At 72.3% G+C, this 22,453-nt stretch carries 22 protein-coding genes and 1 pseudogene; 11 read left to right on the forward strand and 12 right to left on the reverse strand.

Annotation, left to right across the window (positions count from 1 at the left end; genetic code table 11):
• Positions 1–2: 2 nt before the first annotated feature.
• The 7 genes from OM076_RS35515 to OM076_RS35545 form a co-directional block, all read right to left on the reverse strand.
• A complete protein-coding gene (locus tag OM076_RS35515) occupies positions 3–599 on the reverse strand; it encodes a hypothetical protein (protein ID WP_270044914.1) in 597 nt (198 codons plus the stop codon).
• The gene (locus OM076_RS35520) at positions 592–2,676 is read right to left on the reverse strand and encodes a type IV secretion system protein (protein WP_270044915.1); all 2,085 of its coding nucleotides are present in this window, start codon (positions 2,674–2,676) and stop codon (positions 592–594) included. The genes OM076_RS35515 and OM076_RS35520 overlap by 8 nt, the downstream gene beginning before the upstream one ends.
• The gene (locus OM076_RS46500; RefSeq protein ID WP_270044916.1) at positions 2,673–5,087 is read right to left on the reverse strand and encodes an ATP-binding protein; all 2,415 of its coding nucleotides are present in this window, start codon (positions 5,085–5,087) and stop codon (positions 2,673–2,675) included. The genes OM076_RS35520 and OM076_RS46500 overlap by 4 nt, the downstream gene beginning before the upstream one ends.
• Positions 5,084–5,650 carry a TcpE family conjugal transfer membrane protein gene (locus OM076_RS35530; protein ID WP_270044917.1) on the reverse strand — a complete coding sequence of 189 codons (567 nt, stop codon included), beginning with the start codon at positions 5,648–5,650 and terminating at the stop codon, positions 5,084–5,086. Before OM076_RS35530 ends, OM076_RS46500 begins: the two co-directional genes overlap by 4 nt.
• Positions 5,640–5,942, reverse strand: coding sequence for a hypothetical protein (locus OM076_RS35535; RefSeq protein ID WP_270044918.1), 303 nt, complete (start codon positions 5,940–5,942; stop codon positions 5,640–5,642). The genes OM076_RS35530 and OM076_RS35535 overlap by 11 nt, the downstream gene beginning before the upstream one ends.
• Before the next feature lie 2 nt (positions 5,943–5,944).
• Positions 5,945–6,814, reverse strand: a complete 870-nt coding sequence (locus OM076_RS35540) for a conjugal transfer protein (protein ID WP_270044919.1) — start codon at positions 6,812–6,814, stop codon at positions 5,945–5,947.
• 280 nt (positions 6,815–7,094) lie between these two features.
• On the reverse strand, positions 7,095–8,261 hold the full coding sequence (locus OM076_RS35545) for an extracellular catalytic domain type 1 short-chain-length polyhydroxyalkanoate depolymerase (protein ID WP_270044920.1): 1,167 nt from the start codon (positions 8,259–8,261) through the stop codon (positions 7,095–7,097).
• Between the two features lie 126 nt (positions 8,262–8,387).
• Between OM076_RS35545 and OM076_RS35550 the strand changes: the two genes are divergently transcribed.
• On the forward strand, positions 8,388–9,632 hold the full coding sequence (locus OM076_RS35550; RefSeq protein WP_270044921.1) for a PucR family transcriptional regulator: 1,245 nt from the start codon (positions 8,388–8,390) through the stop codon (positions 9,630–9,632).
• Positions 9,633–10,125: 493 nt separating this feature from the next.
• Complete coding sequence (locus OM076_RS35555; RefSeq protein ID WP_270044922.1) at positions 10,126–10,572, forward strand: hypothetical protein; 447 nt, start codon at positions 10,126–10,128, stop codon at positions 10,570–10,572.
• A gap of 3 nt (positions 10,573–10,575) precedes the next feature.
• Here the strand turns inward: OM076_RS35555 and OM076_RS35560 are convergent, their stop codons facing one another.
• A complete protein-coding gene (locus OM076_RS35560) occupies positions 10,576–10,932 on the reverse strand; it encodes a response regulator (protein ID WP_270044923.1) in 357 nt (118 codons plus the stop codon).
• Positions 10,933–11,115: 183 nt separating this feature from the next.
• Here OM076_RS35560 and OM076_RS35565 point away from each other — a divergent pair.
• Together OM076_RS35565 and OM076_RS35570 are read left to right on the forward strand one after the other, a co-directional pair.
• A pseudogene (locus tag OM076_RS35565) lies at positions 11,116–11,823 on the forward strand (LuxR C-terminal-related transcriptional regulator); the annotation flags it as partial.
• A gap of 182 nt (positions 11,824–12,005) precedes the next feature.
• On the forward strand, positions 12,006–12,656 hold the full coding sequence (locus OM076_RS35570; RefSeq protein WP_372518119.1) for a response regulator transcription factor: 651 nt from the start codon (positions 12,006–12,008) through the stop codon (positions 12,654–12,656).
• Positions 12,657–12,661: 5 nt separating this feature from the next.
• Here OM076_RS35570 and OM076_RS35575 read toward each other — a convergent pair whose 3' ends face one another.
• Positions 12,662–12,886, reverse strand: a complete 225-nt coding sequence (locus OM076_RS35575) for a hypothetical protein (RefSeq protein ID WP_270044925.1) — start codon at positions 12,884–12,886, stop codon at positions 12,662–12,664.
• Positions 12,887–13,015: 129 nt separating this feature from the next.
• The gene (locus tag OM076_RS35580; RefSeq protein WP_270044926.1) at positions 13,016–13,804 is read right to left on the reverse strand and encodes a hypothetical protein; all 789 of its coding nucleotides are present in this window, start codon (positions 13,802–13,804) and stop codon (positions 13,016–13,018) included.
• A gap of 378 nt (positions 13,805–14,182) precedes the next feature.
• Between OM076_RS35580 and OM076_RS35585 the strand changes: the two genes are divergently transcribed.
• The 7 genes from OM076_RS35585 to OM076_RS35615 all read left to right on the forward strand — a co-directional run bounded on the left by OM076_RS35585 (position 14,183) and on the right by OM076_RS35615 (position 19,194).
• On the forward strand, positions 14,183–15,073 hold the full coding sequence (locus OM076_RS35585; protein ID WP_270044927.1) for a patatin-like phospholipase family protein: 891 nt from the start codon (positions 14,183–14,185) through the stop codon (positions 15,071–15,073).
• Between the two features lie 142 nt (positions 15,074–15,215).
• Positions 15,216–15,479 carry a hypothetical protein gene (locus tag OM076_RS35590; RefSeq protein WP_270044928.1) on the forward strand — a complete coding sequence of 88 codons (264 nt, stop codon included), beginning with the start codon at positions 15,216–15,218 and terminating at the stop codon, positions 15,477–15,479.
• Between the two features lie 257 nt (positions 15,480–15,736).
• Positions 15,737–16,471, forward strand: coding sequence for a class I SAM-dependent methyltransferase (locus OM076_RS35595; protein ID WP_270044929.1), 735 nt, complete (start codon positions 15,737–15,739; stop codon positions 16,469–16,471).
• A 25-nt stretch (positions 16,472–16,496) separates the two neighbouring features.
• Positions 16,497–17,738, forward strand: coding sequence for a GAF domain-containing sensor histidine kinase (locus OM076_RS35600; protein WP_270044930.1), 1,242 nt, complete (start codon positions 16,497–16,499; stop codon positions 17,736–17,738).
• A gap of 52 nt (positions 17,739–17,790) precedes the next feature.
• Positions 17,791–18,150 carry an ArsR/SmtB family transcription factor gene (locus tag OM076_RS35605; RefSeq protein ID WP_270044931.1) on the forward strand — a complete coding sequence of 120 codons (360 nt, stop codon included), beginning with the start codon at positions 17,791–17,793 and terminating at the stop codon, positions 18,148–18,150.
• On the forward strand, positions 18,147–18,641 hold the full coding sequence (locus OM076_RS35610) for an SRPBCC family protein (protein ID WP_270044932.1): 495 nt from the start codon (positions 18,147–18,149) through the stop codon (positions 18,639–18,641). The genes OM076_RS35605 and OM076_RS35610 overlap by 4 nt, the downstream gene beginning before the upstream one ends.
• A gap of 10 nt (positions 18,642–18,651) precedes the next feature.
• A complete protein-coding gene (locus OM076_RS35615; protein ID WP_270044933.1) occupies positions 18,652–19,194 on the forward strand; it encodes a dihydrofolate reductase family protein in 543 nt (180 codons plus the stop codon).
• Positions 19,195–19,201: 7 nt separating this feature from the next.
• Here OM076_RS35615 and OM076_RS35620 read toward each other — a convergent pair whose 3' ends face one another.
• Positions 19,202–20,173, reverse strand: coding sequence for a zinc-binding dehydrogenase (locus OM076_RS35620; RefSeq protein WP_270044934.1), 972 nt, complete (start codon positions 20,171–20,173; stop codon positions 19,202–19,204).
• 72 nt (positions 20,174–20,245) lie between these two features.
• Entirely contained in the window at positions 20,246–22,354 is a 2,109-nt protein-coding gene (locus OM076_RS35625; RefSeq protein WP_270044935.1) for a GAF domain-containing sensor histidine kinase, read from the reverse strand.
• Positions 22,355–22,453 lie beyond the last annotated feature (99 nt).

Genomic DNA, 22,453 nt, shown 5'->3' on the forward strand with positions numbered 1-22,453 from the left:
CGTCAGCTCTCCACGCCGGTGACCGTCCAGCGCCCGCCCGCGGCACGGGCGAGCTCGAGCGCGAGCGTGTAGACGCCGGAGCCGTCGGCGACGAGCGCGGTCAGCGTCGCCGCCCGCGCGTCGACGCCGTTGCTCTGCAGCAGCCGCACCCGCGGATGGTGCGCGCGGATGCGTCGTGGCACCCGCGGCGGCTGCTGCGTCAGGTCGTGCTTGAGCGCCGGCGCTGCGCCGCGGATCGCGCGTGCACGCCCACGGCCATAGGAGAACGCGAGGTAGCCGGTGAGGAAGCGACGCGCGGCGCCCTTGGCCGCGCGGACCTCTGCGGGCGACGCGGCGGTCGCGGGCTCGGCCTGGCCCTCCTCGCTCGGTGGGGCCGCGGGCGTCGGGGTCGCCTGCGGCGGCGGACCCGCGTCGCTCGTCGCGGTCGCGGTCTGCTGCGCGTGCGGCTCCGTCTTGCCCTGCCGCGACGCGCCGGCGCCGTCGAGCAGGGCCATCACGGCGACGACGGCGACGACGACGGCGACCGTGCACGCGAACAGGCGCAGCCGGTCGCCGTCGCGCAGCGGCCGGTTGGCGGCCTGACGGAGCGCGTCAAGCATCGCGCTCCTCGTCGCTCTGGTCGTCACGCTGCCGGAGCTCGCGCGCCCGCCGCATGACATCGTCGTGCGACCCGCGCGGGGTCGTGTCGGCGTGCACGGCCGGCTCGGCGGGTGAATACGCGTGGGCCGGCGCCTCGGCCGCGGAGTTGCCGCGGGAGCGCCATGAGGCTCGCACGAGGCGCGCCGGCCGCTCGCCGGTGGACAAGCCGTCCGGGGTCGCGGACCCGTCGCGAGCCGGGGTCGCGGACCCGTTGCGAGCCGCGGACGCATCCGGAGCGGCGGGCCCGGTGTGCGGGGCGACGCCATTGGCGCCGTTGCCGTTCGCGTGCACGTCGACGTGCGCGTGCGCGTCGCTGCGCACCGGCGGCGCGCCGTTCGCCGAGCCTTCGGGTCCGGCGCCATTCGCGGAGCGCCCGGGTCCGGCGCCGTTCGCGGAGTGGCCGGGTCCCGCGCCGTTCGTGGAGTGGACGGGTCCCGCGCCATTCGCCGGCTCACCCGCATGCGCCGGATCGGACGTGACGATCGACCCGCCGCCGAGCGCGCTCTCCTGCTGCTTGGACCCGCGCTCGTCCTCGCCGCGGTCGCGGCGGGCCACGCCGACGAGCGCGACGAACGGGGCCGCGGCGGCCGCGCCGGCGCGCTGCGCGACCGTCATCGGCGGCATCGACGGCCCGCCTCCCGCGCCCGACGTCGCCCCTACCAGCCGCGCGGTGATCTGCTTGCGATAGAGGAAGATCGCCCAGAAGAAGATCGCTTCCAGCGCGAACGCGAACAGGAACCCGAGCGACGCGGTCGCACTCGTCAACGCCGCCGCGACCGCCACGACGATCGCGATCGTCAGGGAATAGAGCGCCTTGATGAAGATCGCCGTGGCGAGCTTGCTCAACCAGCCGCGGAACACGTCGTGGCCGGTTCCCGGGAAGATGCCCACGATCAGCGCGATCGGCGCGAACCCCAGCAGGACCAGCGCCACCACCTGCGCCAGGATCACCGCCAGCGACAGGAACCCGAGCAGGCAGACCGCGCCGAGTGCCCCGGCGAAGATCACGATCGTGACGGTCAATCGCTGGTAGGCGCCGCCCGCCTGCTGGATGTCCACCGCGGGCGCGTCGGACTTGTCGACGTGGTAGCCCTTGAACTGCGTCCCCCCCAGCGCCGGCAGCTCGCCCTTCTTGAGGGCTTCGTACTCCGCATCGCGCGCATCCGAACCGGGCGCCTGGCTGAGGAACCGCGGCGCGTAGCCGCCGAACCCGTCGGCGCTCGCGCGCAGGTGATTGCGGCACACGTCGCGCGCGGGATCGTGCGGCCCGACGGGCGTCGGGAACCCGTCGGAGTCGCGCTTGCCGGTGTCGACGCAGTGCGACAGGCCGCCGAATTCGAGGACGACCCACGGCTTGTACACGAGCGTGTCGAAGAGCTGGTCCGCCACCTGGCGCTTCGCGCCCTGCGGATCGTCGAGCGAGCCCTGCGTCGTCCCCGAGAGAAACGCGAGCGACAGCTGGTTCGTCCACTTGCTCGCCTGCCCGATCGTCTGCGCCGGCTGGTAGACGAAGAACAGCGCCACCAGCACGTAGGTGAGCGAGAGGGCCAACGCCCCCGCGGTCTCCGTGTAGCGGCGCTGCATCAGGGCCTTCCAGATCCCCCAGACGCCGGCGATCAGGATCGCGGCGACCGTCCACGACTGGCCGATCACGTTCTCGTACAGGCTGGTGATCGCGTTCGAGACAGGCCCGAGCGCGCCGCCGGACCCGTTGAGCAGATCCAGCGAGAACGCCCACGTGAACAGGTCGATCACCGACTTCACGAGAAAGCTGGTGATGTTCCACAGCTGCGCCGCGGCCCACTGGGCGATCATCGGCGGGATGCCGTCGGGGTTGGTGACGCCGACGTCCACGTGGTAGTCGAGCGTGTAAGCCGACAGCGGGTAGCGGTCGACGAGCCCTCCCGCGACCTGCGACTCGGGCCCGATGTTGCCGAGGACGTCGCTGCCGCGGTACTCGGCGGAGGCGAGCGGTGAAGCGAGGAGGAGGAAGAAGCCGACGGCCGCGGTGAGCAGCCACCGCCGGCGAACCCTCACGCGGCCTCCTGCAAGCGCATGCCCGGGGACGTGTCGAGCACGCGCAGGAGGTGCTCGTAGACCGGCTCGATCTGCAACTCGGCGACGCGGTCGTCGATGTCGCGCATGAGACAGCGCCCGCGCCGGTAGGCGCGCAGGCGCTCGACCATGGCCCGGTCCTCCGGGTCCAATCCGAGCAGCTCCAGCGCGCGCCGCGCCTCCGCGACCGTCTCCTGGCCGAAGATGAAGCGCGTCCCGATCAGGTTCTCGATCTCCCCGACGTCGGTCAGCTGCTGCGTGGCCAGGATCAGCGTCGCGTTCTCCGTCCGCCCCAGCCGGTTCAGCCGGTCGATCAACCGGCGCCCGTCGCGCGACGCGAGCAGGAACCACGCCTCGTCGAAGAGCACGACCTTGTGCACGGACCGGTCACCGCTCACCAGCCGCATCGCGTACGCGGCGATCAACTTCAGCGTCGCGACCCCGAGCCGCTCGGCCTGGTCGTAGTCCGTGCGCGGGACGCCCGGCACGGGGAGCGCGAGGCCGCGCGCCTTGATGGTGGTGACCGGGCGCGAGGCGGAGATCCGCTCGGTCGTCCCGTCGCCGAACCCGAGGCGCGCGACGCCCGAGTCCGACCACACCGCCAGCGCTTCGCCGACGGCTCGCGCGTCGGAGTCGGCCCCGTGCAGCAGCGTGTCGACGACGCGCAGGCAGCTCGGCTGCCGATGCTCGAGGACCGTTCGCACCGCCTTGCGAACCTGCGTCTCCCACGCGGCGGGCGCTTGCGGCAGCAGCTCCATCAGGTACGAGCTGGCGAGATCCTCGCGCAGCGCGTCCGGTGCCACGACGAGGGGATCGAGCAGCCCGCGGTAGCGATCGTGGCCGGACAGCTCGATGACGTGCACGCGCTTGTCGAGCTCCGGCAGCCCTTCGAGATTGTGGTCGGGCTTGGGGTCCACGTCGACGATCAGGCTGCCTCGACGCTCGGCCTGGTACGCGAGCAGCTCGGCGGCGATCGTCTTCCCCGAGCCGAGCGTGCCCGCCAGCAGGATCGACGGCGGGCGCCCCGTCCGCGATGCCTCGGTGATGTCGAAGCGCACCGGCCGCGCGCCGCCCGTCAGCGTCCGCCCGAGGTACACACCGCGCTCCGAGCCCGCCTGGTGGGTCCCGATCGGCATCAGCGCACCGAACTGCTCGATCGTCAGCACATCCGCGTAGTCGCGTACCGTGCCGCCGTCGGCCCGAGGCAGATGGTCCATGAAGAGCGCCGGCTGCAGCCCCAGCGGGCGGTGGAGCGTGACCGTCCCGTACTGGTGGACCAAGGCGGCCACGCGGTGCTCGAGCTCATCGCGGGACTCCGCCCCGACGGCCAGCGAGATCGCGCAGTTCAGCAGCGGCGGCCGTTCGTGCGACTGCAGGTAGGCATCGAGCTCGCGCGCCAGTTGCCGGTTCTCCTCGACCGAGTACGAGAGCGGGCCGTGCGAGGAATGCAGCTGCTCCGAGAAGGCGACGTCGGCGTCGATGATCCGCCGGCGCACGCGGGTGATCGCCTCGCGGTTGCCCAGCCAGCGGGCGTGTACGACCGCGTCGACCGGGAACGGCACCGCCTCCAGCGGTGAGAAGAGCAACTCGGCCCCGCCGGGAAACTCGACCTCCTCGGGCAGCGCGCCGAGCGCGAGCAGCGCCTGGTGCGAGCGGCCGGCCTCCGCGTCGATGACCAGCGAGCGCTCGTGCTCGTACACGGGCGCGTTGACGTGCCGGATGAGGTCGTTGCTGAGCGGCTCGTACGCCGGCCGCCCGTTCGCCTCGACGATCAGCGCGGCCGGCTCCCAATGCGGGTCCACGACCGGTTCGGCGACGCCGCGGCTTGAGGCACGGCGCAGCAGCCACTGCAGCTCGCGCGTGGTGGCGCGGCGCAGCGGCAGGCACGCTTCGGCACGCCGGAGCGCGCGTTCCTCCGCCACGATCAGCGCCTCGAGCTCCGCCGCCGCGATCGGCAGGGTACGCCGGACGCCGAACAGCCCCTCGACACGCTGGCGCGCGCGGCCGAGCCCGCGCTTGACGCCCGACCCGCCCGGAGGCGTGAGCGAGACGGCGAGGTAGACCTCGGGCACGAACGCGCGCAGCTGCCGCAGGTGCGTCTCATGGCCCTTCAGGTACTGGCGCCAAGCGATCGACGACTGTCCGCGGTCGTCGAGGAGGGACTGCGCCTGCGCCGCGTACTCGTCCGCCGGGTAGGCGCGGCACACGCGCCACAGCGAGAAGTCCGCCTCGGCGGAGAAGGCGAACCGCGCCATCCGGCGCAGCCATTCGCGTTTGTCGGCAGCCGCGAGGAAGGGATAGGAGACGGTGTCGAGGCGGTACAGCGCGGCGTACGCCTCGCCGTCGCCGATCAGGAGATTCTGGTGGACGTAGCGCAGTGGGAAGCCGTTCACGGGCGTACCTCGAGTCGCTCGCCCGGGCACAGCACGACGGCCTCGCCGCGCGGCCCCTCAGCGGCGGGACGCGCCACCAGCCCGCGCAGGTGCAGCGGCACGTTGAACGTGATGCGCGCCGGCCCGGTCACGCGCCCGCGCGCGAGCCGCGTGCCGTGCTGATCCCAGGTCACGCCGAGCTCGCCGTGCCACAGCACCCGCTCACCCTCCAGCGGCATGACCCGGCCCGCGGAGCGCCGGCGCGCGCGCAGCTTGAAACCGACCCATTCGGCGGCGAAGCGGTGCGCGGCGCGGCCGTCGGGAGCGGCCTGCGAGCCGAGCACGGCGACCGCGAGCGGGATGATGACGTAGCGCAGCGGCGCGGAGATCGCGCCGATCAGCTCGCCCGTCGCGGGGAGGACGCTGAGGAGGACCGTGAGAACCACCGTCGCCGCGAAGTACCCGACCGCGCGCAACGGGATCCCGCCCGGCACCGGAAGCGCCCAGCGGTCGATGCGATAGATCCTCCGGTCGACCTCGAAGACCCGCCGATAGGAGCGGATGAGCAGGCGGTCACGTGCCATTCGTCACGGTCTGCCAGATGCTTTGCACGGTGTTGGCGATCTCGTGGGGCGCGAGCACGAACCCGCCGACGAGGACGGCGGCGCCCATGAAGACCGCCAGGTCGGTGAACTTGCGGGTCATCAGGAACAAGATCGCCACGATCGCCGCGACGCCGATGTACAGACTCTTGGCCCATGTGCCGAGCATGTGGCTGATGTTCTCGCCGACCCGCTCGCCATCTCCCGCGTACGCCGGCGCGGTGAGCACCCACACCCACACGGCCGTTCCCATTCCGTAAAGCAGCTTGCGCATCATCAACCCCCTGTGACCGCCGCCACGTACCAGCGGTCGTGTCGAACGAGCTGCAGGCGATACCTGAGCCCATAAGTCGCGCGAGACTGCTCGTCCCGCACCTGAACACTCGTCCACACGGCGCGCGTGTCTCCCTTGGGCGGCGCCGCGAGCATCAGCGACGTGATGCCGACCAGCTCGTAGGGCTGGCCGACGGGCGAGATCCTCGTCCCAGGCGGGACGAGGTATTCGAGCCCGTTCGCGTCACCGGCCAGGTACGCGGTGAGGAACCGTTTGAGAACGTCTTCGATCGCCGCGCGCTCGCTCGAGTCGACGGGGTCGTAGGACGGCGCCTCGATGACGGCGCGCGCCGGAGGCCCGACCAGCGCCGGGAGGTCGCTGACGACGAGCCCGCCGCGGGCGTCGCGGGCGACGGGGACGGCCAGATAGCGCGTGCCGTCGCCGACCGCCGCCGCGACGGTGATCAAGGCCTGCGAGGGGCCGAGTTGCGCGACCCGAGCCACGGAGACGGCACCGACGTCCTGGCGCGAGTGCGCGGCGTACTCGGCGGCGATCGCCGGCGCCAGATCAGGCGTGACGTAGCGCTCGAGCGACGGCTCCGGCGCGGTCAGATACGCCCGCGCGAAATCCGCGGCGAACGCGCGCGCCTCCTCGTCGGGCCACGTCGCGATCGGGTGCGCCAGCGGCTTGACGACGGTGGGCGACGCTTCGCCGTCGGTCGCCAGCAGGCTCACGAGCCCGCGCGCCAGCACCACGATCACGAGCATCCAGAGGAGTCCGCGGCCGATGCGCTTGAACAGGTCCGCCGGCGTCCGGAGCGCGCGTGCCGAGCGACGATCGGGCCGGCTTGCGCCGAACCTCAGATGCGCCATGGGCACGAAGGCGAGATGTCGACGTGACGTTGCAGCGTCTGCATCGCCACACGGTGGCCAGGCCGCCGCGGCGATGCCAAACGCCGCCAGGCGGATTCGCCCAATCGGGCGATCGGGCGAACCGGACTAGGGGACGACCGTCACTGTCCCGGAGGGGCGCAGATGCGAGCGGGCCCGATCGCCAGGCTGAGCGCATGGTCCATTACGCGGGAGCACAGCGACGGCGCGCCGTGACCAACGGCGCGCCGTCGCGCTGGGAGCGCCTACTCGAGCGCGTGGGCTACGGGCGCTTCGAGAGGCTGTGGGGAGGCCAAGGAAGCGGCGACGCCGGTTGCGTCGGCGTGGGCCAGCCGGTGGGCGGCGCCGGCCAGCCGGTGGGAGCCGTCGGCGTGCCGGTGGTCGGTGACGTGGGCCAGCCGGTCGGCGGCCACGTGATCGGCCCCGTGGGCGTGTTGCCGCCGAGCGCCGGGCCGGGATCGCCGAGCGGATGCGTGGCGAAGAAGTCGTACATCGCCTCGGATTCGTCCGGGCCCGCGGCGTCGGAGTACTGCGCGGACGGATCGCCGCCGGACCAGGCGTGACCCATGCCCTTGATCACCCAGTACTCGCCGAGCTCGTGTCCGTGACCGTCGGAGTAGTACTTCACCGTGTACGAGCGGCCGCCCTTGGACTTGCCGCTGACCGTCTTGACCGCGGCGCTCGGCACCGAGTGGTTCTCCTGGCCGTCGTCGGCCCAATCCGCCGTGATCTGCTGCGTGCGCACGAGCTGATCGGCATTCACCGGCGGGACCGTCTTGTCCTGGTCGCCCTGGAAGACGATGAACGGCACCGGCCGCGCGAACGCGCCCATCGCTTCGTACGCCCGCTTGCCCGCCTGCTCCGGGTCGGCGCTCTTGTATCCGGCGCAGGCCGCTCCGGCGGTGTACTCGCAACCCGACCCGACGCCGACGGCCGAGTAGAGGTCCGGGTAGGTGGCCGCCATCACGGAGGCCATCGCGCCGCCGGCCGAGAGGCCGGTGATGGACACGTGCCGCGGGTCGACGCTGTACTGGGACTCCAGCTGCAAGGTGAGGCCGGCGATCAGCGACGGCTCGCCCGCGGCGCGGTTGACGTTCGCGTCCGTGAACCAGTTCCAGCACCGGAGCGAGTTGTTGGCTTCGGTCTGCTCCGGATACGCGACGATGAACCCGTCGGCGGCCGCCAGATCGTCGAGATGACTCAGCGTGCGGAACTGGGCCGCGGTCTGCGTACAACCGTGCAGGGCGATGACGAGCGGCATCGGCGTGCCGGCCTGGTAGCTCGGCGGCACGTAGAACTCGTAGCCGATCGCGCCGGCGGGGTTGCTGTACGTGTCGCCTATCGAGAGGTTGCCATTGAGCGGTTCCGCCTGCGTGACGGCTGGGTGCAGTGCTACGGCCGAGGCGACGATCGCACAGGCAATCGCCACGCCAGCCCTACAGGGGCTGATGTGCATGGTTAGGACGCTATGTGCGGTTTGCCACCTGAACCATTCGGCAAAGCGAGGACTCTGCGGCGCGGCGCTCGTAGGATCCACAAGAGGGTGGGTGCGGACATGGCGGTGAGTCGGCCGCGCCACAGCGCGCTCTGCGATCTCGGCGACCGCGTCCTCGCCGACAAGGAGCGCATCGTCCGCCGCACGCTGAACCGCTTCCGCGAGGAGCTGGTGGGCTGGCAGGACGTCGACGACGAGATCATGGCGGCCACGCGCGTGTTCATGCTGCGCAACATCGAGGCGTTCGTCAGCGAGCTCGAGCGTGGCGAGCCGGTCGGCGACGATCTGCTGCAGGCCGCGCGCGCCGTCGCGGCGCGGCGCTTTCACCAAGGCGTCACCTTCGAAGGGCTGTTGCGCGCGAGCCGGCTGGCGGCCGAGACGCTGTGGGATTCCGTGCTCGCCGCTTCGCGGCCCGAGTGTCCCGAAGAGCGCGAGGCCGCGCTGGCCATCGCCGGTCGCGTGTGGCGCCATTTCGACACGCTGACGACCGCCATGGGGCACGCGTATCTCGACGAGATGACCGACCGCGGCCTGCTCGGCCACGACCTGCTCGACGGGCTCCTCGCGGGGCGCGGCGACGAGGAGGCGGTGCATCGGATCGCCAGGGTGCTGCACCGGCGCCTCGCGGACAGTTACGTCGTCGTGCTGATCCGCTTCGAGCAGCCGCTCGAGAACGGGGCCCTGCGCAACGATCGCGCCGTCGATCACATGCTCCCGGCCGTGCGCGCCGCGCTGCGCCCGAGCGAGGCCTCGCTGCTGGTCGGGATCCGCCAGGGCGACGTGGTCGCGCTGCGCCCGGCCGCCGAACCCAGTGAGCTCGAAACCGTCAGGCACGAGTGCGAGCAGCTCAACCGCACCGTCCCCTTCGAGATGAGCATCGGCGTGAGCGGGTGGCAGCCGGGGCCGCGCGCGGTCGCAACCGCCTATGCCGAGGCCCGCGAGGCGCTGGACATCGCGGCCGGCATCGGGATCACCGGCCGCGCGGTGACGCTGGACGACGTGCTCGTCGACCACATGCTCCGCGCGAGCCCCCACGCGCGGCGGATCCTCGAGCGGACGCTGCGAACGCTCACCGACTACGACGACTCGCACAACAGTCAACTGCTGTTGACGCTGCGCGCCTACGTCGAGTCCGGCGCCAACCTGACGCGCAGCGCCGCCGCGCTCAAGGTGCACCCGAACACCGTCGTGTACCGGCTGCGCCGCATCGCGGAGATCTCAGGCCGTGCCCCGAGCTCGATGGCCGACCTGCAGGTCCTCTTCCTCGCACTGAGGCTGCGCGATCTGAGCGCACGCACCGACTAGGTGCCTGGCCCAAGGGACGGCGACGCCTGTCCCGATGGGGCGGCCCTGGCCGGGCCAGGTGTCGCGGAGCATGGACGCGATGCCAGTGATCCGCTGCGAGCGTTGTGGCGCATCTCCGTACATCGCCGTCGCCCATGTCGCGCGGCCCGAATGCCCGAGGTGCGGCCATCAGATCTCCGTCACGCGAAAGGCGCTCCTGACCCCGGTGATCGCCGCCGGGATCGCCCATCGGGTGCCGATGCCGGGCGTGGTTCGCCGTTCACGCGCGTGACGACGCCGCGTGTACGCCTCGGGGCGTAGGCGCAAGAGTCGTCCGCAGCCTGACGACGCGCGCGCCGATGTACGGAAAGATTGACGGTGCGCCGCGGGTTGTCGAGACCGCGGCGTCCAAACTTCCTCCGGGCCCCCGCTCGGTGTCCTCAGTGCCAAGGCCAGGTGAACACCCGCCCAAAGACCGACTCGGGCCGATCCGGGCCCCGGCGATCATCGGTACATGACGCGCTGGATGTACAGCGGGGGCGAGCCCCTGATCGAACTCCTGTCAATCCTCGTGGTGATCGCCATCGCGGCCCTCGCCGTGGGCGGTGCGCTCGCGGGGATCGCTCATCTGATCCGGCGCGGCGATCCGCCTGACGAGCCTGGCTCCGACGCGGACGACCGCGGCGGGGGCAGCCCGCGCCCCGACCCTCCCTGCCCCACCCGCGGCGGCGATCCGGCCTGGTGGCCGGAGTTCGAGCGCGAATTCGCCAACTACGCCGCGGCCGTGCGCTCCACGGAGTCCGGAACGGCGGACAGCCCCGCGAACGCGCGCGCCCGGGCGGATCAAGCGTGTGCGCCTTCGCGTTCACCGCGTCGCCGGACGGGCGATCGGCGCGCGTCGCGATCCCGCCCCCGGCGGCGTCGCGAACGTACCGCCGCTTGCCGCAGACGCCAGCGTTAGCAGCTAATCGCCGAGCAGGAGGTGCAGTTCCGCGTTCGGCAGCTGGTCCTTCGGCACGAACGCGGCGGCCCCGCTGCGCTCCACGTCTTCCGGCGTCGCCGCGTCAGCGTCGCTTGACGTGAGGACCACGCGCGGTCGCCAGGGGAGCGCCGTGAGCAGCCCGGCGAGGGTGATGCCGTCGCCGTCGGGCAGCCCGACGTCGACAAGGACGGCATCAGGCCGCAGGGAACCTACGACCGCAAGCGCAGCAGACACGCTGTCCGCTTCGCCGGCGGGAGCGAAACCAAAGGTGATGAGGAGGCGACGCGCCAAGCTGCGAAACGCAGCGTCGTCGTCCACCACGAGCACGTTGCGGCCCATCGGCACCCATCATGCCAACTCCACACGACGGCAGAGGTAGTGCCAACCAGACAGAGCGGCAGGGTAGAGCTACCCCGACACTCGGCTGGGGCAGCCTGGAAACGGGAGTGGGGTCGAGGGCTCTAGGCAGACAGTGCCGTGCGCGACAGTCTTGACGGGCTGATCGATCGCATAGGAGGCGACATGGCCGAGCCACTTCACTGCTTCCCGGTCCCCAACGCAAAGTCCGCGTCCCCGAGTCGCCCGCTGCGTGTGGTCATCGCCGACGCGCACGGGCTTACACGGGCCGGTCTGCGCGCCCTGCTTGACAGCTACGCCGACGTCGAGGTCGTCGCCGAGGCCGCCTCGGGCGACGAGGCCGTCGAGGTGACACGCGCGGCCCGTCCCAACGCGGTGGTGATCGATGCGAGCCTGCCGGCCGACGGTGGCCTGTCGGCGACGCAGCGAATCCTGCAGGCCGGCTGCGCGGACGTCGTCCTGCTGCTGAACTCGGCCGCCGACGAGGCGGTCTTCGGCGCGTTGCGCGCCGGCGCCAAGGGACTGTTGCTCAAGGACGCCGGCCCGGACGAGCTGGCCGCGGCGGTCCGCGCCGTGGCGGCGGGAAACGCGATGCTTGCACCGGCGATCGCCCGCCGGCTGGTCGAGGACTTCGCGGCGCGCCCGCGGCGCCCGGCCGACGTCCTCGAGCAGCTGCCGGAGCTGACGGCGCGCGAGTGCGAGGTCCTGGAGCTCGTGGCCAACGGGCTGAGCAACGAGGAGATCTCGAAGCGGCTGGTGGTCACGCGCGCGACGGCGAAGACGCACGTCAGCCGGATCCTGTGCAAGCTCGACGTGCGCGACCGCGCGCAACTCGTCGTGCTGGCCTACGAGAGCGGCATCGTGCGGCCGGGTGGAGCCCCCGTCCCCGCGCACCCACCGGTGGGTGGGACCGTGACGCCCATCGGCCGTGCCCGCGCGGCGCGCCCGCGCGGCGGACTGCGTGGCGTCGCCGCATGAACCGACCGCCACCGGCCCGCATCGGAGATTCGCTTGAGGCGACCGGCGGAGTAGGGTTCGCGCTGGTGCCCGAACGCGTGCGGGTGGTGATCGGGGAGGACGACGTGCTGCTGCGCGAGGGCATCGGGCGGCTGCTCGACGACGCAGGCTTCGATGTCGTAGCGCTGGCGGGAGACGCGGATGATTTCCTCCGCAAGGCCGTCGCACACAAGGTCGACGTCGCGATCGTCGACGTACGGATGCCGCCCGGGTGGACCGACGACGGCCTACGCGCGGCCGTCGAGCTGCGCCGGCGCCGCCCCGAGACCGCCGTGCTCGTCCTTTCGCAGTACTACGAGCCGCGCTTTGCGCTCGATCTGATCGGCGAACGCGCTGAAGGCGTCGGCTACCTGCTCAAGGAGCGCGTCGGCGACCTCGACGCGTTCTTGGAAGCGGTCCACCGCGTCGCGGGGGGCGGCAGCGTCCTCGACCCGGAGGTCGTCGGACGGATGCTGGGACGCCGGTCGCCGGACAGCCCGCTGGCGCTGCTGACCGCGCGTGAGCGCGAGGTCCTCGCCGCGATGGCGGAGGGGAAGTCCAATCAGGGCGTCGCCAAGACGCTGTGCGTGACCGAGGCCGCCGTCGAGAAGCACGTGACGCGCATCTTCAACAAGCTCGGGCTCTCGCCGACGGCGGCCGAGCACCGGCGCGTCCACGCCGTCCTGACGTTCCTGCGCTCGATCACCTGATCGATTCAGGCGGCGAGGCGGCGCGAGACGACGCGCTCGAGCTCGCCGGCAGCCTGCTCTTCGCGGGCGAGCGCCAAGCGGTAGGAGAGAAAGGCTTCGGTGCGCGCCGAAGAGGCGCCCGCCTCGCGCCACATGCGCAAGTGCTCACCGCAGTCCCGCTGGGCGGACGACCATGTGCGGTACGCGTGCTCGGTGGCGGAGTGTGGGAGGCTCAGGTCCAGGGGTGGCATCGGCGGCTCCTCTATGTGGCGTTGGGCGCGGATCGAGTACGTCAAGTGTCCCGGTCGGCCGTCCGCACGCCCATGCCCCCAGGCCGGAGAGGGTTCTCCGGCTCGCCGGACGGCGGCGTCGGGATGTCCCTACCCGCGCCCGGAGATCATGCGGATGACCGTCACGTCGTCGTGCACCTTCTCGGCCGCCCGGCGCGTCGCGGCGCGCCGGCGTTCCCACCGGCGCAGGCCGGCGAGCCACGCCGACAGCTCGCCGAGCACGTCCTCGCGCAGGCGCGCCCCATCGCTCGCGAGCACCAACTCGTGCGCGTCGTGGAACGTGAACTTCCTGATCACGGGCTGCGGGAACCGACCCAGGGCGGTCGAGGTCCATGCCGCCGGACGGCCCAGGTAGCGCTCCTCCGCGTCATGGCGCTCATCACGCCCGCAGGTGCGATTGGAGTCCTGCCAGCGTTCCCACGCCACCTCGACGGACGGCCGGAGCGCCGTCCCGGTCCCGAGGTGGGTCCAGCCCGCCGACGTGCGGGCCCACGCCTCGCAGTCGCCGGCACGGACCAACTCGATCCGGCCGTCGTCGAACACGTCGGCCGCGGTCACGCACGTCTGGGTCTGGTCGCGCGAACGGGGGAGCGAGCGGTCGTGCAGGTGGTGGTTGGCCGCCCGCAGGCTCTCGACCAGCCCGCGCCCCGAGCGTTGCAGGGCGATCCGCGTCACCGCCGCCGCATACATCGGGCCGGCGACCCCGGCCACGGTGCGACAGCGGCGCGTCGGTGTGACGCCGTCGAGGACGGCGACGCGGAGCCGCGGAGCGGCGGGATCGCGCCATACGAGATGGGCGTCCTGCGACGCGTCCGCACCGGATGGTTGCTCCCAGGTCTCGATGTGCCATCCGGGAATCTGTGTGACGGTTCGCTGCATCGGCGCGACAGCGTCGCCCGGCCCGGGCGGCCCGCAAGCTGTCCGTCCTGCCAGACGCAGATGACCCTCGGGCGACGCGGCACCCTCCGGCCGGTCGCGGCTGGCCGGGCGTCCAGTCGCGGCGCGGGCTCGGCCCGGCGACGCTCCCGCCATGAGCGATTGGATATCGCGCGAGTCACGGGTCCACCATGCCGCGTCCGGCTACCTCGTCTGGCGTGCGAGTTGCGCCCACGTGGGGTACGCGTACGGCTTGTGGCGAGCGGCGCCGCTGGATGAGTGTGCGTTTGCTCACGCCGCGTACCTCCGCGCGCTGGACGACGAGGAGCGCGCGGCCGAGTCGTACTCGCGCGCGCTCACCGGGGGCGTGAGGCAGGCTCCGTGGGAGCGGTAGCGCGGCTGCGGCAACGTCGCGCCGTCGCGCCGACCGCCTTCGTGCTCTCCGGCGGCGGCAGCCTCGGCGCGCTCCAGGCCGGGATGCTGCGCGCCCTCTACGAACGCCGGATCGTGCCGGACATGCTCGTCGCCACGTCGGCGGGGGCATTGAACGCGGGGTTCGTCGCGTCGCGGCCGCAGACCCTTGCCACCGCGGACGCCCTCGCGGACGTGTGGCGCGGCATGCGCCGCGACGACATCTTCCCCGTCCGGCCGTGGGCGATCGCGGCAGGGATGCTCGCGCGTCGCGACCACCTGATCGCACCGGACCGGCTGCGCCGCCTGATCGCCCACCACATCGAGTTCGACGATCTGTCGGACTCCGCGATCCCGCTGCACATCGTCACCTTCGACGTGAAGCGCTCCGAAGAGGTCGTGCTCTCCTCGGGCCCTGCGGTGGACGCGCTGACGGCGGCCGCCTCGATCCCCGGCGTCCTCCCGCCGGTCACCTTCGGCGACCGCCGGCTCGTCGACGGCGGCGTGGTCAACAACATCCCGATCTCGCGCGCGCTCGCCCTCGGCGCGCGGCGCATCTTCGTGCTACCGACGCGGATGGCATCGACGCCTGGCGTTCGCTACCGGCACGGCGGGCTCGGTCCGAGCGCCGACGGGCTGCCGCCCCTCACCGCACGCCGGCTCGCCGCCCACCTCGCGCGTTACTCCGCCGAGATCGTGCCGCTGCCGGCGCCGAATCCACTCGACGTCTCGTCCGTCGACTTCGCGCACGCCGGGCGCCTGATCGCGGACGCCACGGCGGCCGCGCATCTCCGGCTCGACGAGGTGCTCGACGGGCAAGGCGAGCCGTTTCGCGCGAGCCTCGGCTTCAGCCGCGCTTGACCGAGCGGCTCGTCACCCGCTGCTCGCGTCACCCATTCGGGTGATGTGTCCCGCGGCGAATGGCCGGGGTCGACGCGGGTGTCTAACGTCCGGCCGCAGGCTGACCTTCCTGCCCACGTCAGCCCGGACAAGGGAGAACGAGATGACGACCCAGACCTCCTCGGCACCGCTCCCGTTCGATTGCCAGGCGACCCTGCGGTCCTGGCAGCGGACGGCGCGCGGGGTCACGCATCGCTACCTCGACCTCTACGCGGCCGCGGTCGGCCGCTTCGCCGATGCGGAGGTCGAGACGACGCGCGCGACCAACGTCCCCGCGCTCGTCCCGCTGGCCCAGAGCCATGCCGCGCTCCATCGCGACGTCGCGGACGCCTACGTGACGGCAATGCGCGGGTTGATCGATGCCTGACGAGCGCGTTCCGCGGGTGCGCCGTTCCGCGACTGCCGACGCAGCCGCGCTGCGTCACTGCGAAGCCGAGCTGATCGACGCGGACGTCCAGCTTCCGCCGCCGTTCGCCGCCGCCGAGGCCGCCGCCGCGCCGCGGTGCTGTGCGCACGCCGAAGCCGCAGCGCTGCGCTCTCGCGCGACCGAGCGGGCCGGCCAGCGCGAACCCGCCGCAAGGACAGTGCGAGCCAACCCCCTTCGCCACGACGGTATTCCCGCCTATGAGCTCCCATCACGTTCTCCAAGGCCTGCTGATGGCTGCCAAGCCGCGGGCCCTCGTCGCCGCGTTCCAGACCGTGCGCCAGACGCTCGGCCACGCGGCACCGGATCACCGCCGCTCCCAGCGCAGCTACGGAGCGATGGCCCAGATCTATGAGCTGCGCACCTCCAGCGGCGATCACGGGCGGCGTGAGCTCGTGGAGTGCCTGGCGCCGCGCTCCGGCGAGGTCATCCTCGACGTCGGGTGCGGCTCGGGCCGGAACTTCGACCAGATCAGGCGGCGGATCGGCCCCAGCGGGCGACTGATCGGCGTCGAGCCGAGCCCCGAGATGCTCGCCCAGGCGCGCGCCCTCGTCCGGCGGCGCGGATGGACGAACGTCGAACTGATCTGCGCCACCGCCGAGAAGGCGACGATCCCGACCCAGGTCGACGCCGCGATCCTCTGCGCGGTGCACGACGTCATGCGCTCGCCTCGCGCCCTGACCAACATCCTCGGGCACGTCCGCCAGGGTGGCCGGATCGCGGCCGGCGGCCCGAAGTGGGTGGCGTGGCGGCCGCAGACGATCGCGCTGAACCTCGCCACGTGGCGACTCAACCGCGACTGCGTCAGCACCTTCGAGGGCTTCATCACGCCCTGGAGCCGGCTCGCGGAGCTCGTCGAAGACCTGCACGTGGACGAGCGCTACGGCGGGGCCGGGTACGTCGCCTCGGCGCGGTGCGATCGCGCTGACCGATGAGGTGCGCGTCAGCTAGCCTCCGTGCGTGAGTGGGCGCAGAAGCAGCCTGCCCCCCGCGAGGGCGATCGCCATTGCCTCCGCGGCCGCCGCCGCGCTGTTCTTGACGGCGCGGCGCCTGCAGGCCTCCGAACAGGAACGCCGACGGCTCGCCGACGAGCAGGCGGCACTGCGGCGCGTCGCCACGCTGGTGGCGCGCTCGGAGTCGACCGAAGAGGTCTTCGAGGCGGTCGTGCGTGAGGTCGGGCTGCTCTGCGACGCCGATCTTGCGCGCATGGAGCGCTTCGAGGCCGATCGGACGGTCACCGCGATCGCGGCCTGGAGCCGCGACGGTCAGGGCCGGCTGGCGGTCGGCACGCGGTTCGAGCTCCAGGGGGCGAGCATCGCCGCACAGGTCTACGAGACGTCGCAGGCCGCCCGCGTGGACAGCTTCGCCGGCGCCTCGGGTCCGATCGCGCACGAGGCCGAGACGCTGGGCATCCGCTCCTCGGTCGGTTGTCCGATCGTCGTCGGTGGTCGGATCTGGGGCGTGATCGCGGCGTCAACGACGCGTGACACGCCGTTTCCCCCGAACACGGAATCCCGGATCGCGGAGTTCACCGAGCTCGTGGCGACCGCCGTGGCGAACGGCGAGGCACGCTCCGCGCTGATCGCCTCGCGGGTGCGCCTGGTCACGGCCGCCGACGACGCGCGCCGGCGCGTCGCGCGAGACCTCCACGACGGCGCGCAGCAGCGGCTGGTAGGAGTGATCGCCGCGCTCAAGCTCGCGCAGCTCACCAGGGCGAGCGACGACGGCGAGTCGTGGACGCTCGTCGGCGAGGCGCTCGCCGGGGCCGAGGCGGCCAACGCCGAGCTGCGTGAGCTGGCCCACGGCATCCTCCCTCACATCCTGGCCCGCGGCGGGCTGCAGGCAGGCGTGAGCACGCTCGTCTCACGCATGCGCGTTCCGGTCAACGCGGACGTGCCGGGCGAGCGCTTCGCCGCCGACGTCGAGGCCAGCGCCTACTTCATCGTCGCCGAGGCGCTCACGAACGTCGCCAAGCACTCGCGGGCACAGCGCGCGGACGTGCGGGCCTGGGTCACCGACGGTCTGCTCCACCTCGACGTGCGCGACAACGGCGTCGGCGGCGCCCGTTCGGACGGCAACGGCCTGACCGGGCTGCGCGACCGCGTCGACGCGCTCGGCGGTCGGCTCAGAGTCGAGAGTCCCCGCGGAGGCGGCACGCGGATCGCCGCGAGCCTGCCGCTCCGCGCCCACGGCGCGGATTGACGCGCCTGCCTGCGGTTGCGATGTCGGGCATAGTCCCGTAACCTACAACCATATGGTTGTGGATCTGCTGGCCGGCGGAGCGCTCTCAGAGCCCGAGGCCGACCGTGTCTTCCGGGCGCTCGCTGACGCGACCAGACGAGACATCCTCGCCCGCGCGATCGAGCGCGAGCAGTCTGTCTCGGCGCTGGCGCGGCGCTACGAGATGAGCCTGACGGCCGTACAGAAGCACGTGGCGGTGCTCGAGCGGGCGGCGCTCGTCAGCAAGCACCGAAGTGGAAGGGAACAGCACGTGGCCGCCAACCCGGAGACGTTGCGCAAGGCGACGCGGTTGCTCGCCGGATTCGAGCGGCTGTGGGTCCAGAGGGCGACGAAGATCGCCGAAATCCTCGCGGAGGAAGAAGCACGAACATGACGCTCATCACCAGCAGCAGCGACGCGGAGAACCTGTCGATGACGTTAGTCGCCGAATTCGACGCCGCGCCGGAACGCGTGTGGAACGTGTGGGCGGACCCGCGCAAGCTCGAGCGCTGGTACGGCCCGTCACCGTATCCGGCGACGTTCACACGCTACGAATTCCAGCCCGGTGGACAGTGCCGTTACTCCATGACCGGGCCGGAGAACTTCCTGCACCACGGCTGGTGGCGGATCGACGCGCTCGATGCGCCACGCCGGATCGAGTTCGTCAACGGCCTCGCCGGCGATGACGGCGAGCCGGTGCCGGGGCTCGAGCCGATCGTCGGCGTCGTCACGTTCGACCCGATCGCCACCGGCACTCGCATGACCGTCCTGTGCCGGTTCCCCGACGCCGAGGTGATGGAGCAACTCGCAACCGGCATGGAGGAGGGCATGAGCATCGCGATCGACCAGATCGACGCCCTGCTCGAGCCCGTCCACGCCGCCTGAGCACGGCACCATGGCCTCACTGATCCTGAAGCTGTCCGTCTCGCTCGACGGCTTCGTCGCACCACTCGACGGCAGCACCGACTGGGTCGCCGCGGGACGCTCCGATGACGGCGCCAGTTGGACGCTCGAGACGTTGAGCAACGCCGGCGCGCACCTCATCGGGGCCACCACGTATGCCGGCTGGGCCGGCTACTGGCCCGGCGCCTCCGGGCCGTTCGCCAAGCCGATGAACGAGATCCCCAAGGTCGTGTTCTCGGACTCGCTCGCGTCCGCCGGTTGGGGCGAGACGACGATCGCCACCGGCGACCTGACCGCCGCCATCACGCGGCTCAAGCGGGAGCGCTCCGACGGATACCTGCTCGCCCACGGCGGGGTGCGGTTCGCTCGATCGCTGGTCGAGACCGGCTTGATCGACGAGTATCGCCTCGTCATCCACCCGGCCGTCCTGGGCGCGGGCGAGCGGCTCTTCACGGCACCCCTCACCATCGAGCCGACGAGCACCACCGTCTTCAGCGGCGGAGCCGTCGCCCACGTCTTCACGGCCCACCCGTGATCAGGCGCTAAACGACGATGACCATCTTGCCGCCGGCCGCGCCCGCCTCCATCGCGCGGTGCGCGTCACGGATCTCGTCGAAGCCGAACACGCGTGCGGGCGCCGCGTCCAGGCGGCCGGCGGCGATGTCGTCGGCGATCCGCTGGAGCGGGACGTCGGAGAGCGGGAAGCCCGGGGTTCCGAAGACGAAGCTGCCGAAGAAGGTGAGATGGACGCCGCTGGCCATCTCCATCAGCGGATTGAACTCCGCGATCGGGTCAAGCCCACCGAGCCAGCCGGCCAAGCAGGCGCGACCGCCCCGGCGCAGCATCGTCAGCGAGTCGAGGATGGTGCTGTTGCCCACGAGGTCGAGCACGGCGTCGACCCGCCCGGCGTCCGCGACGCGTTGTGACAGTTGCGGTCCCTCGAGCTCGACGCGTTCGGCGCGGAGCCGCTGGAGCAGGGCGAAGTGCTTCGGGTTGCGACTCGTGGCGATCACGCGCGCGCCGGCGCCGACAGCGAGCTTGACCGCCGCCTGGCCGAAGGAAGAGGTCGCCCCGCGCACGACCAGTGACTGGCCGCGCTCGAGCTCGAGGTTGCGAAACAGGCACGTCCAGGCCGTCGCGAAGGTCTCGGGAATCGCCGCGAGCTGCGCCCACCCCAGGTCCGACTCGATCGGCGCGACGTTGGCGACCGGCACGCGCGTGAACTGGGCGTAGCTGCCGCTGATCGTGCGTCCGAGCCCGCCCATCAGCGCCGCGACCTTGGCGCCGCGCGGGAACTCCCCGCCCGGGCAGGCGTGCACGAGGCCGACGCACTCGATCCCGCTGACCTGCGCCGCCTCGGCCCATTCGCCCCTGCGCATGTGCATCTCGGCGTGGTTGATCCCGAACGCCTTGACCGCGATGACGGCGTGGCCGGCGATCGGCTCCGGGTCCGGCAGCTCGCGGAAGACGAGGCATTCGGGCCCGCCGAAGCGGTCGATGACGATGGCGCGCATCAGCACCGAGTGTGTCCGCGCGGACGCCGTCGCTCTCCGCGGCGCGAGTGGCGCCACCCGAACGGGCCGCGCTCAGCTGGGGAGCGGGATGCTGGCGGACACGAGGGTGCCGCCGGCGGCCGGGCTCTCGATCCGCAGCCGGCCTTCGAGGACGGCGAGCCGGTCCGCGAGTCCCATGAGACCGCTGCCGTCGAGCCGCGCGCCTCCGACGCCGTCGTCGCGCACCTGGACGACGAGCGCGCCGCCCTCGATCCGCGCCGCGACCGCGGCGTGTCCGGCACGGGCGTGCTTGGCGACGTTGGTGAGCGCCTCGGCGACGACGAAGTGGGCGGTCGCCTCGACCGTGGCGGGAAGCCGGTCGACGGCGACGTCGGTCTCGACCGGCACCTGCATGCGCGACGCGAGCGCGTCGACCGCCGCGCTCAGCCCGCCACGGACCAGGACCGTGGGCAGGATCCCGTGGGCGAGCTCGCGCAGCTCGCGATTCGCCTGCTCCGCGTTGTCGAGCGCGTCGCGGACCAGATCGTCGACGGCCTCCCGGTCGTGCTCGAGCGCTCCGGACGCCAGCTTGAGCGTGACGATCGTGTGGACGAGACGCTGCTGCGCGCCGTCGTGCAGATCGCGAACGACGCGCCGGCGCTCCTCGTCGGCAGCCGCCACGATCCGCGCCCGCGAGGCCATCAGCTCGGCGCGGCTCTCGGCGTTCGCCAGCGCGGTCCCCACGAGCTCCGTGAACGAGGTCAGGCGCTCGTCGGTGTCCGGCGGCAGCCGCCGGCCCGTGGTCGAGGCGACCGCGACGGCGCCCCACAGGCGATCCTCGACGACGATCGGCGTCCCGACCGCGCAGTCGATGCCCGCGTTGTGGGATTCGAGACCGACCGGCCCGCTGGCTTCGGCATACGGCTCGAGGCGGACCGGACGGCCCGTCTCGAACACGAGGGTGGCGAGGTTTCGACCACCGAGGGGCCACCGGCTACCGACGGGAAAGTGCTCACCGCCGCTCCCCCAGGCGGCGAGCATGGTCATGGTGCGGTCGGGCTCGTAGCGGCACATGGTCGCCAGATCGGCGGCGAGCAGCCGCCCGACCTCCTCGGCGACCGCCGCGAAGATCTCATCCGGCGCTACGCCACGGGCCACCAGCGTCGCCACCCGCCGCAGCGCCGCCTGCTCGTTGGCCACCCGGGCGAGCGCGGCGCGGCTCTCGGCGTTCGCGACCGCCGTCTCCAACAGGTCCGTGAACTGGGCCAGCCGCGGCACGGTGTCCGCCGGCATCGGTTCCTCGAGGCTCCAGCCTGCCGCCATCACGCCCCAGAGGCGCCCGTCGACGGTGACGGGGGTACCGACGGCGGAACGGACGCCGGTCTGGGCGGTCGGGCCCCCGATCTCCCCGGAGGCATCGGCATAGCTCTCGACCCGGACCGGGCCACCGGTCTGCGCGACCAGCGTGGTGGCGTTCTTCCCGCCGAGCTTGAGCCGGGCGCCGACGGGGAACACGGCCCGGGTCTTGCCCCAGCCGGCGACGAAGGTGATCGTCCCGTCCGGCTCGCAGCGACCCAGATCCGCGAAGTCGACCGGCAGCAGGCGGCCGACCTCCTCGACGACCGCCGCGAACACCTCCTCCGGTGCCACACCGCGCGCGACCAGCGTCGCCACGCGCCGCAGCGCCGCCTGATCCGCCGCCAGCCGGGTGACACCGGCGCGGCTGTCCGCGTTCGCGATCGTGGTCGCGACGAGTTCCGTGAACGAGGCAAGTCGCAGCTCGGCATCGGCGGCGAGCGCCTGGACGCCGCGCGAGCCGGCGACGATCAGGCCCCAGAGACGCCCTTCGACGATGACCGGCGTTCCGACCGCCGCGCGCACACCGGCCTCGCGGGCGGCGATCCCGAGCGCCCCGGAAGCGTCCCCGTAGCCGTCGATCCGGGCCGGGCGGCCCGTGTCGAACACGATCGTGGCGAGGTTGCGCCCTCCGAGCGCGGTCCGCGGCATGGTCACGCCCGCGTCGCCCCAGGAGGCGACGACGGTGAGCGTGTCGTCGGGCTCGTAGCGACCGATGCGCGCGTAGTCGACGGCGAGCCCGCGACCGACTTCCTCGAGCACCGTCGCGAACACCGCGTCCTGCGGCGCTCCGCTCGCCACTCGCCGCGCGATCCGGCGCAGCGCGTTCAGCTCGTCACCGCTCAACTGCGCTCGCTTCCCTCAGTCGCGCTGCCGCCCCCATCGGCCTATCGTACGCGCGCCGCGCACTAGCCCATTGGTGCCGGGTACCGGTGCGGCGCACGG

It is taken from the genome of Solirubrobacter ginsenosidimutans (genome assembly GCF_027587205.1).